The organism is Paracoccus sp. TD-10 (genome assembly GCF_048270675.1).
Taxonomy (GTDB): domain Bacteria; phylum Pseudomonadota; class Alphaproteobacteria; order Rhodobacterales; family Rhodobacteraceae; genus Paracoccus; species Paracoccus pantotrophus.
The window spans coordinates 1,893,024-1,906,545 of record NZ_CP182418.1 but is presented as its reverse complement, the minus strand read 5'-3'; the positions used below and the strand labels follow the sequence as shown (position 1 = coordinate 1,906,545).

Annotated in this window: 15 protein-coding genes; 7 read left to right on the top strand and 8 right to left on the bottom strand. The window is 66.2% G+C overall.

Annotation, left to right across the window (positions count from 1 at the left end; genetic code table 11):
* Position 1: 1 nt before the first annotated feature.
* The 8 genes from ACNKFW_RS09450 to mdh form a co-directional block, all read right to left on the bottom strand.
* Positions 2-2,968, bottom strand: coding sequence for a 2-oxoglutarate dehydrogenase E1 component (locus tag ACNKFW_RS09450; RefSeq protein WP_024842921.1), 2,967 nt, complete (start codon positions 2,966-2,968; stop codon positions 2-4).
* 21 nt (positions 2,969-2,989) lie between these two features.
* On the bottom strand, positions 2,990-4,153 hold the full coding sequence (locus ACNKFW_RS09445; RefSeq protein WP_024842920.1) for a glycosyltransferase family 2 protein: 1,164 nt from the start codon (positions 4,151-4,153) through the stop codon (positions 2,990-2,992).
* A 176-nt stretch (positions 4,154-4,329) separates the two neighbouring features.
* Positions 4,330-5,214, bottom strand: a complete 885-nt coding sequence (gene sucD / locus ACNKFW_RS09440) for a succinate--CoA ligase subunit alpha (RefSeq protein WP_024842919.1) — start codon at positions 5,212-5,214, stop codon at positions 4,330-4,332.
* A gap of 10 nt (positions 5,215-5,224) precedes the next feature.
* Positions 5,225-5,551, bottom strand: a complete 327-nt coding sequence (locus ACNKFW_RS09435) for a hypothetical protein (protein WP_028709910.1) — start codon at positions 5,549-5,551, stop codon at positions 5,225-5,227.
* Between the two features lie 5 nt (positions 5,552-5,556).
* The gene (gene sucC, locus ACNKFW_RS09430) at positions 5,557-6,750 is read right to left on the bottom strand and encodes an ADP-forming succinate--CoA ligase subunit beta (RefSeq protein ID WP_024842917.1); all 1,194 of its coding nucleotides are present in this window, start codon (positions 6,748-6,750) and stop codon (positions 5,557-5,559) included.
* Positions 6,751-6,861: 111 nt separating this feature from the next.
* On the bottom strand, positions 6,862-7,140 hold the full coding sequence (locus tag ACNKFW_RS09425; protein WP_414089890.1) for a phage virion morphogenesis protein: 279 nt from the start codon (positions 7,138-7,140) through the stop codon (positions 6,862-6,864).
* Between the two features lie 227 nt (positions 7,141-7,367).
* Positions 7,368-7,547 (bottom strand): PBECR2 nuclease fold domain-containing protein, encoded by a 180-nt coding sequence (locus ACNKFW_RS09420; protein ID WP_147428215.1) that lies wholly within the window; start codon positions 7,545-7,547, stop codon positions 7,368-7,370.
* 214 nt (positions 7,548-7,761) lie between these two features.
* Positions 7,762-8,724 carry a malate dehydrogenase gene (gene mdh / locus ACNKFW_RS09415; RefSeq protein ID WP_024842915.1) on the bottom strand — a complete coding sequence of 321 codons (963 nt, stop codon included), beginning with the start codon at positions 8,722-8,724 and terminating at the stop codon, positions 7,762-7,764.
* A 185-nt stretch (positions 8,725-8,909) separates the two neighbouring features.
* Between mdh and ACNKFW_RS09410 the strand changes: the two genes are divergently transcribed.
* The 7 genes from ACNKFW_RS09410 to sdhD all read left to right on the top strand — a co-directional run bounded on the left by ACNKFW_RS09410 (position 8,910) and on the right by sdhD (position 13,516).
* Positions 8,910-9,644 carry a sulfite exporter TauE/SafE family protein gene (locus tag ACNKFW_RS09410; RefSeq protein ID WP_147428214.1) on the top strand — a complete coding sequence of 245 codons (735 nt, stop codon included), beginning with the start codon at positions 8,910-8,912 and terminating at the stop codon, positions 9,642-9,644.
* An 80-nt stretch (positions 9,645-9,724) separates the two neighbouring features.
* Complete coding sequence (locus ACNKFW_RS09405) at positions 9,725-10,564, top strand: HpcH/HpaI aldolase/citrate lyase family protein (RefSeq protein WP_147428213.1); 840 nt, start codon at positions 9,725-9,727, stop codon at positions 10,562-10,564.
* A 45-nt stretch (positions 10,565-10,609) separates the two neighbouring features.
* Complete coding sequence (locus tag ACNKFW_RS09400; RefSeq protein ID WP_024842912.1) at positions 10,610-11,152, top strand: NnrU family protein; 543 nt, start codon at positions 10,610-10,612, stop codon at positions 11,150-11,152.
* Between the two features lies 1 nt (position 11,153).
* Positions 11,154-11,360, top strand: a complete 207-nt coding sequence (locus tag ACNKFW_RS09395; protein ID WP_147428212.1) for a DUF1737 domain-containing protein — start codon at positions 11,154-11,156, stop codon at positions 11,358-11,360.
* Between the two features lie 9 nt (positions 11,361-11,369).
* Positions 11,370-12,404 (top strand): MaoC family dehydratase, encoded by a 1,035-nt coding sequence (locus ACNKFW_RS09390; RefSeq protein ID WP_147428211.1) that lies wholly within the window; start codon positions 11,370-11,372, stop codon positions 12,402-12,404.
* Positions 12,405-12,717: 313 nt separating this feature from the next.
* Entirely contained in the window at positions 12,718-13,110 is a 393-nt protein-coding gene (gene sdhC, locus ACNKFW_RS09385) for a succinate dehydrogenase, cytochrome b556 subunit (protein ID WP_418024137.1), read from the top strand.
* Between the two features lie 16 nt (positions 13,111-13,126).
* The gene (gene sdhD, locus ACNKFW_RS09380; RefSeq protein ID WP_011746913.1) at positions 13,127-13,516 is read left to right on the top strand and encodes a succinate dehydrogenase, hydrophobic membrane anchor protein; all 390 of its coding nucleotides are present in this window, start codon (positions 13,127-13,129) and stop codon (positions 13,514-13,516) included.
* The last annotated feature ends 6 nt before the right edge of the window (positions 13,517-13,522 follow it).

Below are 13,522 nucleotides of genomic sequence, written 5' to 3'. Positions count from 1 at the left end.
GTCAGGCCCCGATGGTGATGGCTTCGTGGACCAGGGCCTCCTGCTCGGCCTTGTGGCGCGAGGCAAGCCCGGTGGCCGGCGAGGCCGCGGCATGGCGGCCGACATAGCGCGGACGGCCATGCTTGGCGCCGATGCGCGACAGCACCCATTCGATATTGGGCTCGACGAAGGTCCAGCCGCCCTGGTTCTTGGGCTCTTCCTGGCACCAGACGATCTCGGCATCCTTGAAGCGTTCCAGCTCCTTGGACATGCTGTGGGCCGGGAAGGGATAGAACTGCTCGAGCCGCAGGATATAGACATCCTCGGCCCCGGCGGCGTCGCGGGCCTGCAAGAGATCGTAATAGACCTTGCCCGAGCAGATCACCACCCGGCGGATCTTGTCGTCCGGGGCCAGCTTGAACTCGGACTTGCCGCGGTCGGCATCGTCCACCAGCACGCGGTTGAAGGTCGAGCCGGCCAGGAACTCGTCCGCCGTGGACAGCGCCAGCGGGTGACGCAGCAACGATTTCGGCGTCATCAGCACCAGCGGCTTGCGGAAGGGCCGCTTCAGCTGCCGGCGCAGGATGTGGAAATAGTTCGCCGGCGTGGTGCAGTTCGCCACGATCCAGTTGTCCTCGGCGCACATCTGCAGCCAGCGCTCCAGCCGGGCCGAGCTGTGTTCCGGGCCTTGGCCCTCGTAGCCATGCGGCATCAGCATGACGAGGCCCGACATGCGCAGCCATTTCTTTTCGCCCGAGGTGATGAACTGGTCGAACATGATCTGGGCGCCGTTGGCAAAATCGCCGAACTGGGCCTCCCACATGACCAGGCTGTTCGGCTCGGCCAGAGAATAGCCGTATTCGAAGCCCAGCACCGCATATTCCGACAGCATCGAGTCGATGACCTCGTAGCGCGCCTGCCCGCCGCGGATGTGGTTGAGCGGGTAATAGCGTTCCTCGGTCGCCTGGTCGATGAAGGCCGAATGGCGCTGCGAGAAGGTGCCGCGGGTCGAGTCCTGTCCGGCCAGGCGCACCGGATGCCCTTCCAGCAGCAGCGAGCCGAAGGCCAGCGCCTCGCCGGTCGCCCAGTCGAAACCCTTGCCGGTCTCGAACATCTGCTTCTTGGATTCCAGCAGGCGGCCGACGGTCTTGTGCAGGTCGAACCCTTCGGGCACGCGGGTCAGCGCGCCGCCGATCTCGGCCATGGTCTCGGGCGCGATGGCGGTCTGGCCCAGGTTCTCCTCGGCATGCTCGGCCTCGAGCCCCGACCATTTGCCGTCCAGCCAGTCGGCCTTGTTCGGCTTGAAGTTCTTGCCGACCTCGAACTCCTCGTTCAGATGGGCCTGGAAGGCGGCCTTCATCTCCTCGATCTCGCCCTCGGGGACCAGGCCGTCGGCGACCAGTCGCTCGGTATAGCGTTGCAGCGTGGTCTTGTGGCCCTTGATCTTCTTGTACATCACCGGGTTGGTGAACATCGGCTCGTCGCCTTCGTTGTGACCGAAGCGGCGATAGCAGAAGATGTCGATGACCACGTCCTTGTGGAATTTCTGCCGGAACTCGGTCGCGACCTTGGCGGCATGGACCACGGCCTCGGGGTCGTCGCCGTTGACGTGGAAGATCGGCGCCTCGACCATCAGCGCGATGTCGGTCGGATAGGGCGAGGTGCGGCTGAAATGCGGCGCGGTGGTGAAGCCGATCTGGTTGTTCACCACGATATGGATGCAACCGCCGGTGCGGTGGCCCTTGATGCCGGAAAGCTGGAAGCATTCCGCGACGATGCCCTGGCCGGCAAAGGCCGCGTCGCCGTGCAGCAGGATCGGCAGCACCGCCGTGCGATAGGTCTGGTCCGACAGCTGGTCCTGCTTGGCGCGCACCTTGCCCAGCACCACCGGGTTCACCGCCTCCAGGTGCGAGGGGTTCGCGGTCAGCGACAGGTGGACGGTGTTGTCGTCGAAGGTGCGGTCCGACGAGGCGCCGAGGTGATATTTCACGTCGCCCGAGCCGTCCACGTCGTCGGGCTTGTAGCTGCCGCCCTGGAATTCGTGGAAGATGGCGCGATAGGGCTTGCCCATCACATTGGCCAAGACCGACAGGCGGCCGCGATGCGGCATGCCGATCACCACGTCCTTGACCCCCAGCGCGCCGCCGCGCTTGATGATCTGCTCCATGGCCGGGATCAGCGCCTCGCCGCCGTCAAGGCCGAAGCGCTTGGTGCCCATGTATTTCACATGCAGGAACTTCTCGAAGCCCTCGGCCTCGACCAGCTTGTTGAGGATGGCGCGGCGGCCTTCGCGGGTGAAGGCGATCTCCTTGCCGTAGCCCTCGATCCGCTCCTTGAGCCAGGCGGCTTCCTCGGGGTTCGAGATATGCATGAATTGCAGCGCGAAGGTGCCGCAATAGGTGCGGCTCATCAGGTCGACGATCTGGCGGATCGTGGCGATCTGCAGGCCAAGCACGTTGTCGATGAAGATCGGCCGGTCCAGGTCGGCCTCGGTGAAGCCATAGGTCTTGGGGTCCAGCTCGCCATGGTCGGGGATCTCGCGCATGCCCAGCGGGTCCAGGTCGGCATGCAGGTGGCCGCGGATGCGGAAGGCGCGGATCAGCATGATGGCGCGGACGCTGTCCAGAACCGCGCGCTTGAGCTGCTCGTCCGTCAGGTTCACGCCCTTTTCGCCGGCCTTGGCGGCGATCTTGTCCAGAGCCGCCTTGGCCTCGGCCTTGGGCAGCATCGGCCATTCGCCGGTCAGCGCCGCGGTGGTGTCGTCCGCGGGCAGCGGCGGCCAGTCGGCGCGTTGCCAGCTGGCGCCCTTGGCCTCGCGGGTGACCACGGCCTCCTCGTCGCCCAGGCTGCGGAAGAAGGCGTCCCACGCCTGGTCGACCGCCGCCGGGTTCTGGGCCCACTGGCCGTAAAGCTGCTCGACATAGGCCGCGTTATGGCCTTGCAGGAAGCTCGAATCGTGGAAGGCCGAGTTTGGGGATTGATCGTTCATTGGCTTGCCTCCGGGAAGTCCTTATCCGTTCGCGCCCGGATCAGGGGCGGTCGCATTGTTCTGGCCATGTCCGGGAGCGGTCCCGGTGATCAGCCTGGTCTGAAGATCCTGATACCATGCCGGCAGCCCGGCGCGCGGCTGGCGCAGCAAGGCGGGCAGGTGGCGGCCGGCCAGCAGGGCGCCGCGGAACTGCGGCAGATCCCAGCGGGCGCCGGCGATGTCCTTGGGCAGTTCGGCCAGCGCCATGCGCAGGTACCACAGCCCATAGCGGGCCAGGTCGCGCCCCTGCCGTTCGGAATTGCGGCGCACGAAATAGGCGATGTTGAGCAGGGCCAGCATGGCGCTGATCCGGCGCCGGTCTCGGCCCGCAGCCGCCTCGAGGTGGTGGATCAGCGCATCGGGCGCGATGGCCAGCATCCCGTGCCGGCCAAAGCGATAGCTGGCATCCAGATCCTCGGCGATGGAACTGCCGACCAGCCCTTCGTCGAAGGGCTCGCGCAGCGCCAGGTGGCGGCGCAGGGTCAGGGCGAAGCCGACGATGAAATCGACGCGCAGCAAGCCCTGCGGCAGGGTGGCATCGCCTTGCCAGCGCCGCTCGGGGCGATCATAGCCCAGGAAACGCTGCTCGGCCGGAATCATCAGCAGGTGGCGCAGGGCAAGGTCGATGCTGCGCTGCACCGGCCCTGACCGGCCCGCGGCCAGCTTGGCGGCTGGGTTGGTGCGCTTGCTCTCACCCCCGCCCGTCACGCCATCCGAGCCGGTGTTCCGGGCCGAGATCGCCACGATGCGGCCCTGGGTGTCGGCGCGGTATTGCGCCATGATCCGCCCGGCGCAATCGGGATGCAGCAAGGCGTCGTCATCGATCATGAACAGGATGTCGGCCCGCGCCAGCGCGACGGCCTGGTTGCGCTGCACGGTCAGCGATTTGCGCCGGGCCGGCACATAGGTCAGCGGACAGCCGCCGGCCGCGGCGATTACCGCCTCGACCCTTTCGCGGTTCTGCGCCCAGTCGGCGCTGGCATCGACGATGACGATTTCGGCCGGCCGCTCGGTCGAGGCGAGCGCGGCGCGCACGCAGTCGCAAAGCTGCTTGCCGCGCTGGTAGGTCGAAACGCAAAGCGCCCAGTCCTGCGCCGCCACGGACGAGGCGGGGCGTTTCGCCGGCGGAGGGGGCTGCGGGATCATGCCGCGCCCCGGCTTGGCAGGGCAGGGCCGCGGGCCGGGCAGGGCGCTGTCCCGGCGGTTCTGGCGACGATCTGGCGACGACGGCGGTCCAATCTGGCACCTGCTGGTAAGGTCTGGCGCGGCCCCCGGTAAAGGTAGGCAGGGGCCGCGCCCAAGTCAAAAGCCTTGCGGCATTGTTACCGGCCGAGTGCTTTCAGCACCGCCTCGCCCAGACCCGCGGGGCTGTCGGCGACGACGATGCCGGCCGATTTCATGGCCTCGATCTTCGATTCCGCGTCGCCCTTGCCGCCCGAGACGATGGCGCCGGCATGGCCCATGCGGCGGCCCTTCGGCGCGGTGCGCCCGGCGATGAAGCCGGCGGTCGGCTTCCACTTGCCCTTGCGCTTCTGCTCGGCCAGGAACTCGGCCGCCTCTTCCTCGGCCGAACCGCCGATCTCGCCGATCATGATGATCGACTCGGTTTCCGGGTCGTCCAGGAACATGCGCAGCACGTCGATATGCTCCATGCCCTTGATCGGGTCGCCGCCGATGCCGACAGCGGTGGACTGGCCCAGGCCGACATCGGTGGTCTGCTTGACCGCCTCATAGGTCAGCGTGCCCGAGCGCGACACGACGCCCACCGATCCGCGCGAGAAGATCGAGCCCGGCATGATGCCGATCTTGCACTCGCCCGGCGTCAGGATGCCGGGGCAGTTCGGGCCGATCAGCTGCGACTTGCTGCCTTCCAGCGCGCGCTTGACCTTCATCATGTCGAGCACCGGGATACCCTCGGTGATGGCGACGATCAGCGGGATCTCGGCATCGATGGCTTCCAGGATCGAATCGGCCGCGAAGGGCGGCGGGACATAGATCACGGTCGCATTGGCGCCGGTTTTTGCCACGGCCTCGTGGACCGAGTTGAAGACCGGCAGGTCCAGATGCGTCGTGCCGCCCTTGCCGGGGGTCACGCCGCCGACCATCTGCGTGCCGTAAGCGATCGCCTGTTCGGTGTGGAAGGTGCCCTGGGATCCGGTGATCCCCTGGCAGATGACTTTGGTGTCTTTGTTGACGAGAACGGCCATTAGCCTCTCCTTAAGCGATTACGGAAACACGAAAGTCGCGCGGGCCGATCTTCTCGAAGAAGAGCCGCGTTCCGTCTTTCGCGTTGATATTTTTATAGAACGTCCCAATGGCATCCTTTGCCCTGATGCGAAGAATCCATTTGCCCGTTGCAATATCAGTTTCGAACGAGCCGACCGTATGGAGCTCGACGGTGATCGGCTTTCCTGCCTCCGACTTGTTTCCTCCGCCGAACGAGTCGGCGGGGAACAAATCTCTGATTGGGCTGACCGGGATATGATTGTTATCCACGTTTCCAGCCGTAATCTCGACAGCTTTGCCTTCCACCGCCTTGGCCATGGTGGTCAGCCCTTCACCGCCTTCACGATCTTCTGCGCCGCGTCCGACAGGTCGTCCGCCGCGATCACGTTCAGGCCCGATTCGCCGATGATCTGCTTGCCCAGCTCGACATTGGTGCCTTCCAGGCGCACCACCAGCGGGACTTGCAGCCCGACTTCCTTCACCGCGGCGATGATGCCTTCCGCGATGATGTCGCAGCGCATGATGCCGCCGAAGATGTTGACCAGGATGCCTTTGACGTTCGGGTCCGAGGTGATGATCTTGAACGCCTCGGTCACCTTCTCCTTGGTGGCGCCGCCGCCGACGTCCAGGAAGTTCGCGGGCTCGGCGCCGAACAGCTTGATGATGTCCATCGTCGCCATCGCCAGGCCGGCGCCGTTGACCATGCAGCCGATCTCGCCGTCCAGCGCGATGTAGTTCAGGTCGAATTTCGACGCCGCCAGTTCCTTGGGGTCTTCCTCGGTCTCGTCGCGCAGCGCCAGCACGTCGGGCTGGCGATAGAGGGCGTTATTGTCGAAGCCCATCTTCGCGTCGAGGCATTTGAGGTTGCCGTCCTTCATCACGATCAGCGGGTTGATCTCCAGCATCTCCATGTCCTTCTCGATGAACATGCGATACAGGTTCTTGACCAGCGCCACGCATTGCTTGACCTGCGCGCCCGTCAGGCCCAGGGCGAAGGCCACGCGGCGGCCGTGGAAATCCGAAAGCCCCGAGGCCGGATCGACGCTGAAGCTGACGATCTTTTCCGGGGTCGAGGCGGCGACTTCCTCGATGTCCATGCCGCCCTCGGTCGAGGCGACGAAGCTGATGCGCGAGGTGCCGCGATCGACCAGCAGCGCCAGGTACAGCTCGCGCTCGATGTCGCTGCCGTCCTCGATATAGATGCGGTTGACCTGCTTGCCGGTCTCGCCCGTCTGGTGGGTGACGAGGGTGCGGCCCAGCATCTGGCGGGTCAGTTCCTCGGCCTCTTCCACCGATTTGGCCAGGCGGACGCCGCCCTTCTCACCGGCTTCCTTTTCCTTGAAGTGACCCTTGCCACGACCGCCGGCATGGATCTGGGCCTTGACGACCCAGAGCGGCCCGTCGAGTTCCCCCGCCGCCGCCTTGGCCTCGTCGGCCTTCATCACCACCCGCCCGTCCGAGACCGGCGCGCCGTATTGGCGCAGCAACGCCTTGGCCTGGTATTCATGGATGTTCATCGTCTTCCCCCGCAGTTGTCGGTTGGCGGGGCTTGTGGCACATTCCACGCACGGCCCAAAGCACTATGATCGGCGAAATCCGTAAAACACGCGGGAATCCGCCTTTTGTGATCACAGGTTTCGGAGCTGTGATCGCAAATCTGCGCCAAGGGCCTGGGCGCCTTGGGGATCCGCTGCTTGCAGGGGGTGTGGGGCGTGGTTCCGCGGCTGGTCGGCCGGGGTCGTGCGACGGATCGAATCATCCCATGCCGCGGGCCTGGGCTGGACGATTGGACCCGCGCGCGTGGGCGGCCCGGCGCGCGCCTTGATGGTCGCGGGCGCCAGCGGCTTCCAGGGCGTACCGTCGGGCGCCGACTGAGCCTTGAAGTTGCGGCCAGCCGAAAGAACCAGCTGTTCGCTGTTCGCCCACGGCGGCGATGAACGGACGGCGCTAATCCATGAGCTTCACCAACTGGTGCAGCCGGTCCTGTGCCTCGGTCGCGTCGAGCTGGACGTTGATGCTGATCCCTGTCATTGAAAAACCCTGTATTCAGCCCTATATTTGCTGCTGCCGGAGACGACTGACTGGTGATTGGTCCTAGTAAGTCGAAGGTGCGGCGGTCGGATCACCCCGGCCGCTATTTTCGTTTCCAGCGCAGTTTGCCCACCCTCTGCTTGTCGATATGTCGGTAATCCGGCTTGGCGCGGTTGTAGGACGCATAGCCCGTGACCCCTTGCCAGCGGTTGCGTGGCAGTTCGAACATCGTGAAGAGCGACGTGTCGGGATCGACGCGGATGTAGCGGTGCGTCAGCAGCAACGCGGCCAGGGCCGATTGGACCCGCGCGCCCGGGCGGCCCGGCCTTGCCGCCCGGCATAAAAAGATTCATGGCTCTGCAATCGAGCGAATGACCGCTTCGTCCCGCTGAATCGCGCAAGGCGGACCCTGAGCATCAGAGTTCTTGACAGACATGCCCCAATAGAGAGGCCCCGCCGTTGCCGGCGGGGCCTTTCGTTTCGCGCGACCTTGCCGATCAGGCCAGGCTGGCGTCGATGCCCTTGCAGGCCGCGACCAGCCCTTTGACCGCATCCACGGACTTGTCGAACATCGCCTGTTCGTCCTTGTCCAGGGTGATGTCGATGACGCGCTCGATGCCGCCGGCGCCGATCACGGTCGGCACGCCGACATAAAGCCCGTCCAGGCCGTAGGCGCCCTTCACATAGGCTGCGCAGGGCAGCACGCGCTTCTGGTCCTTGAGATAGGCTTCCGCCATCTCGATGGCCGAGGTGGCCGGTGCGTAGAAGGCCGAGCCGGTCTTCAGCAGGCCGACGATCTCGGCGCCGCCGTCGCGGGTGCGCTGCACGATGGCGTCCAGCTTGTCCTGGGTGGTCCAGCCCATCTTGACCAGGTCGGGCAGCGGGATGCCGGCGACGGTGGAATAGCGGGTCAGCGGCACCATGGTGTCGCCATGGCCGCCCAGCACGAAGGCGGTCACGTCGCGCATCGAGACGCCGAATTCCAGCGACAGGAAGTGGCGGAAGCGTGCCGAATCAAGCACGCCGGCCATGCCGACGACCTTTTCATGCGGCAGGCCCGAGAACTCGCGCAGCGCCCAGACCATCGCGTCCAGCGGGTTGGTGATGCAGATCACGAAGGCGTTCGGGGCGTGCTGCTTGATGCCCTCGCCCACCGATTTCATGACCTTGAGGTTGATGCCCAGCAGGTCGTCGCGGCTCATGCCCGGCTTGCGGGGCACGCCGGCGGTGACGATGCAGACATCGGCGCCGGCGATGTCGGCGTAATCGTTGGCGCCCTTCATGACGGCGTCGAAACCCTCGGACGGGCCCGATTGCGCGATGTCCAGCGCCTTGCCCTGGGGCGTGCCCTCGGCGATGTCGAACAGGACGACGTCGCCCAGTTCCTTCATCGCGGCCAGATGCGCCAGCGTGCCGCCGATCTGTCCCGCACCGATGAGTGCGATCTTGGGTCGGGCCATGTTAACCTCCGATTTCCATGATGGTTCGCGCGGTGGCCTAGTCCCTCGGGATGAGAATCGCAAGCCTTGGCTGCGGGTCGGACGCGAAATCGGCCGATGTCAACCGCTAACGGGACAATGCCGCCCCGCATTGCCGCCGTCCGGCCGCTGGATTAGTCCGGGGGCGGTGACAACGGAGCGCGCCGATGGAGATGCTGGGCTGGGTGCTGGCGGTGATCGCCGCCTTTTCGATCGGACTGGCCAAGGGAGGGCTGTCCATGGTCGGCACCATATCGGTGCCGCTGCTGGCGCTGGTGATGTCGCCGGTGCAGGCAGCGGGCATCCTGCTGCCGGTCTATATCGTCTCGGACATTGGCGGGCTGATCGCCTTTCGCCGCGATTTCGATCCGCGGGTGCTGCGGACGCTGGTGCCGGGGGCGATCACCGGCATCGCCCTGGGCTGGGCTACCGCCCATCACGTCGATGACGCCCAGGTCGGGCTGATCGTGGGCGTGATCGGCATGGCTTTCGCGCTGAACGCGCTGCTGCGCAGCCGGATCGGCGCCAGCGCCCGGCCGCCGCGCTGGGGGGCGGGCAGCTTCTGGGGCACGATCTCGGGCTATACCAGCTTCGTGTCGCATTCCGGGGCGGCGCCCTATCAGGTCTATGCCCAGCCGCTGCGCATGACGCCGATGACCTATGCCGGCACCACGACGATCTTCTTCGCCATCTGCAATGCGGTGAAGCTGATTCCCTATGCCCTGCTGGGCCAGCTTTCCGCGCATAACCTGTCGGTGGCCGCCGTGCTGATGGTGCCAGGCGTGCTGGGCGTTCTGGCCGGGCTGTGGCTGGTGCGGCGGATGTCGCAGCGAATCTTCTATGGCTTCATCACCTGGGCGCTGATGCTGGTTTCGGCCAAGCTGATCTGGGACGGGATTTGACGCCGCAGTGCGGCAAATCGGCGCTTGCGATTCGCTTCTTTTCCGGGCAGGTTCGCGCAAGATTATTACGCGAGGCCCCGATGACCCGTCCCTATCGTTCCGTCCTCTATATTCCGGCCGCCAATGCGCGGGCCATGGAAAAGGCCCAGGCGCTGACCGCCGATGCGATCATCTTCGACCTCGAGGACGCGGTGGCGCCGGCGGAAAAGGTGGCGGCGCGGGACTTGCTGGCCAAGGCGTTGCAGGCCGATTACGGCGGCCGGGTGCGGATCGTGCGCATCAACGGCATGGACACCGAATGGGGCGAGGGCGATGCCCGCGCCTTTGCCTCTGGCGCCCATGCGGTGCTGGTGCCCAAGGTCAGCCGCGGTGCCGACCTGGACCGCGTGGCGGCGCTGGTGCCCGACACGCCGCTCTGGGCGATGATGGAGACGGCCGAGGGCATGCTGAACGCCGCCGAGATCGCCGCCCATCCGCGCCTGCAGGGCATGGTCATGGGCACCAACGACCTGGCCAAGGAGCTGAACAGCCGCTTCCGCGCCGACCGGCTGCCGATGATGGCCGGGCTGGGCCTGTGCCTCTTGGCGGCGCGGGCGCATGGCCGGGTGATCGTGGACGGCGTCTTCAACGCCTTCAAGGACGAGGAGGGCTTGCGTGCCGAATGCGAGCAGGGCCGCGACATGGGCTTCGACGGCAAGACCCTGATCCACCCGGCGCAATTGGCCATCGCCAACGAGGTCTTTGCACCGTCCGAGGCCGAGGTCGATCTGGCCCGCCGCCAGATCGAGGCCTTCGACGAGGCGCAGGCCCAGGGCAAGGGCGTCGCGGTGGTGGACGGCCGGATCGTCGAGAACCTGCATGTCGAGACCGCCCGTGCCACCCTGGCCAAGGCCGCGGCGATTGCCGAGCTGGCGGGGTGATGGCAAAGTAAGCGCCGTTAACATCCAGCAAAAGGACAAAGCCAGATGTTCATCCTGATCCTTGGCGTGGCGTTGTGGTGGGCGGCGCATCTTCTCAAGCGGCTGGCACCGGGGCTGCGCGACCGGCTGGGCCGGGGCGGCGTGGCGGGGGCGCTGGCGGTCTCGGTGGTGCTGATGGTGATCGGCTATCGCATGGCGGACGGCCCCTATTGGTGGGGCGCGACGGCCGCCCTGAAGGGCGTCAACAACCTGCTGGTGCTGCTGGCCTTCTACCTTTTCGCCGTTGCCGGCATGAAGACCCGCCTGGCCCGGCATCTTCGCCACCCGCAGCTGACCGGCTTTGCGCTCTGGGCCTTTGCGCATCTCTTGCCGAATGGCGACCTGCCCAGCTTCGTGCTGTTCGGCGGGCTGCTGCTTTGGGCGCTGGCCGAAATGGCGGTCATCAACCGCGCCGAGCCGGGCTGGACCCCGCCCGCCGGGCCCTTCCCGGTCCGCAAGGAGGCGATGGCCGCGGTCGGCGCCGTCGTGCTGTTCGGGGTCGTGGCGCTGATCCACGCCTGGCTGGGCTACAACCCCTTTGGAGGCTGACATGCCCAAGATCTATCGCCTGCTGACCGAGGACGACACCTCGGCCTTCTGCCACAAGGTCAGCGAGGCGCTGTCGAAAGGCTGGGCGCTGCATGGCGACCCCGCCTATGCCTTCGACGCGGCGCGCGGCGTGATGCGCTGCGCCCAGGCCGTCACCAAGGAGATCGAGGCCGATTACCACCCGGACATGAAACTGGGCCATCAATAGGGAACCACTATGAGCAAGACCAATCCCGGCCGCTTCTTCGAGGATTACCGCGTCGGCCAGGTGATCCGCCACGCCGTGCCGCGCACCGTGGCCGAGGGCGAGCGTGCGCTTTACCACGCGCTCTACCCGGCGCGGCACGCACTTTATTCCTCGGACGAGTTCGCGGCGGCCTCGGGGCTGGAGGGCAGCCCGCTGGACGACCTGATCGCCTTTCACATCGTCTTCGGCAAGTCGGTTCCCGACATCAGCCTGAACGCGGTGGCGAACCTGGGCTATGCCGAGGGGCGCTGGCTGAAGCCGGTCTGGCCGGGCGACACGCTGCGCGCCGAATCCGAGGTGATCGGGCTCAGGGAGAACTCGAACGGCAAGTCCGGCGTGGTCTGGGTCCGCACCCGCGGGCTGAACCAGCTGGACGAGGTGGTGCTGGATTATGTGCGCTGGGTCATGGTGCGCAAGGGCGACGACGCGGCGCCGGCGCCCGAGCCGGTGGTGCCGGAGCTGGCGAAATCGGTGGCGCCCGCCGACCTGGTGCTGCCCGAGGGGCTGGATTTCGCGCAATACGATTTCGGCCTGGCCGGCGAGCCGCACCGCTGGGGCGACTATGAGGTCGGCGAGGTCATCGACCATGTCGACGGCGTCACCGTCGAGGAGGCCGAGCACATGCTGGCCACCCGGCTGTGGCAGAACACCGCCAAGGTGCATTTCGACGCCACCTTCCGCGAGGACGGCCGGCGGCTGATCTATGGCGGCCATGTCATCAGCATGGCCCGCGCGCTCAGCTTCAACGGGCTGGCCAATGCGCAGATGATCGTGGCGCTGAACGGCGGGGCCCATGCCAACCCCTGCTTTGCCGGCGACACGATCCGCGCTTGGTCCGAGGTGCTGGACAAGGCCGACACCCATGCGCCGGGCGTCGGCGCGATCCGGCTGCGGCTGGTGGCGCACAAGGGCGCGGCCGGTGATCACGCCCTGCGCGGCGAGGACGGAAAATATGCCCCGCAGGTGCTGCTGGACCTGGATTACTGGGCCCTGATGCCGAAATGACCGCCTTGCGCCCCGGCGCGGCCGGCCCGCGAATCGCGGCTGCGCCGGGGTTGAACATGACCAAATCCCTCGGTTATCCGGGGAAAACCGGCGAGTCCGCCCTGATACCGCAATCATTCGAACCGGCCGGAGCCCGCCCGTGATCACAGCCGGCGTTTGCGTGATCACAAACTCGGAAAATCTGTCGCTTATCCGTCTTACGTCTGGCATCCACCCGTGACAGATGCGACAAGACGGCTAAAAGCAAACCCAATTTCGGCCAGCCCTCGCCGCCAGCCGTCGCGTGCGGGGCCTGAACGCAGGAGAGCGCATCATGGCTGACGTCAACCGGGGCAACCGGCCACTGTCACCGCATCTGCAGGTCTATCGCCTGCCACTTGCCGCAATCACTTCGATCATGACCCGCATCACCGGCCACGCCCTGGTCGCAGGGATCGTGCTGATCACCTGGTGGCTCGTTGCCGCTGTCACCTCGCCCGGCGCCTTCGAGGTGGCCGACTGGGTGGTGCGGTCCTGGCTCGGCTTCATCATCCTGACCGGCTCGATGTGGGCGCTGTGGTATCACCTGCTCGCCGGGCTGCGCCACCTGGCCTATGACGCCGGCTACGGGCTGGAGATCGAGGAAGCGCGCAAGTCCAGCCAGGCGCTGATCGCGGGCTCGGTCGTCTTGGCCGTGCTGACGCTGATCGTCTTTTTCGTGTTCTGAGGAAAGGGCAGGGATCATGCGTTACATCACCCCCCGCAAAGCCGCCGAAGGCCTGGGCTCGGCCCACGAAGGCACCCAGCACCACTGGGCCATGACCGTCAGCGCCGTGGCGCTGACCGTGCTGACGCCGCTGTTCATGATCGTCGTGGCCCGCGCCATCGGCCTGTCGCAGGAACAACTGCTGGCCTATTTCGGCCGCCCCTTCCCGGCGCTCATCACCGCTTTGTTCGTGATCGTGGGCATGGTCCACTTCATCAAGGGCACGCGGATCATGATCGACGACTATTTCCAGGGTGGCACCCGCAAGGCGGCCATCATCTTTTCCGTCATCTTCGGCTGGGCGGTGATCGCCGCCGCCGTCTATGCGCTGGCCCGGATGGGCCTTGGCGCGATCGTCGTCCTCTGAGGTTCC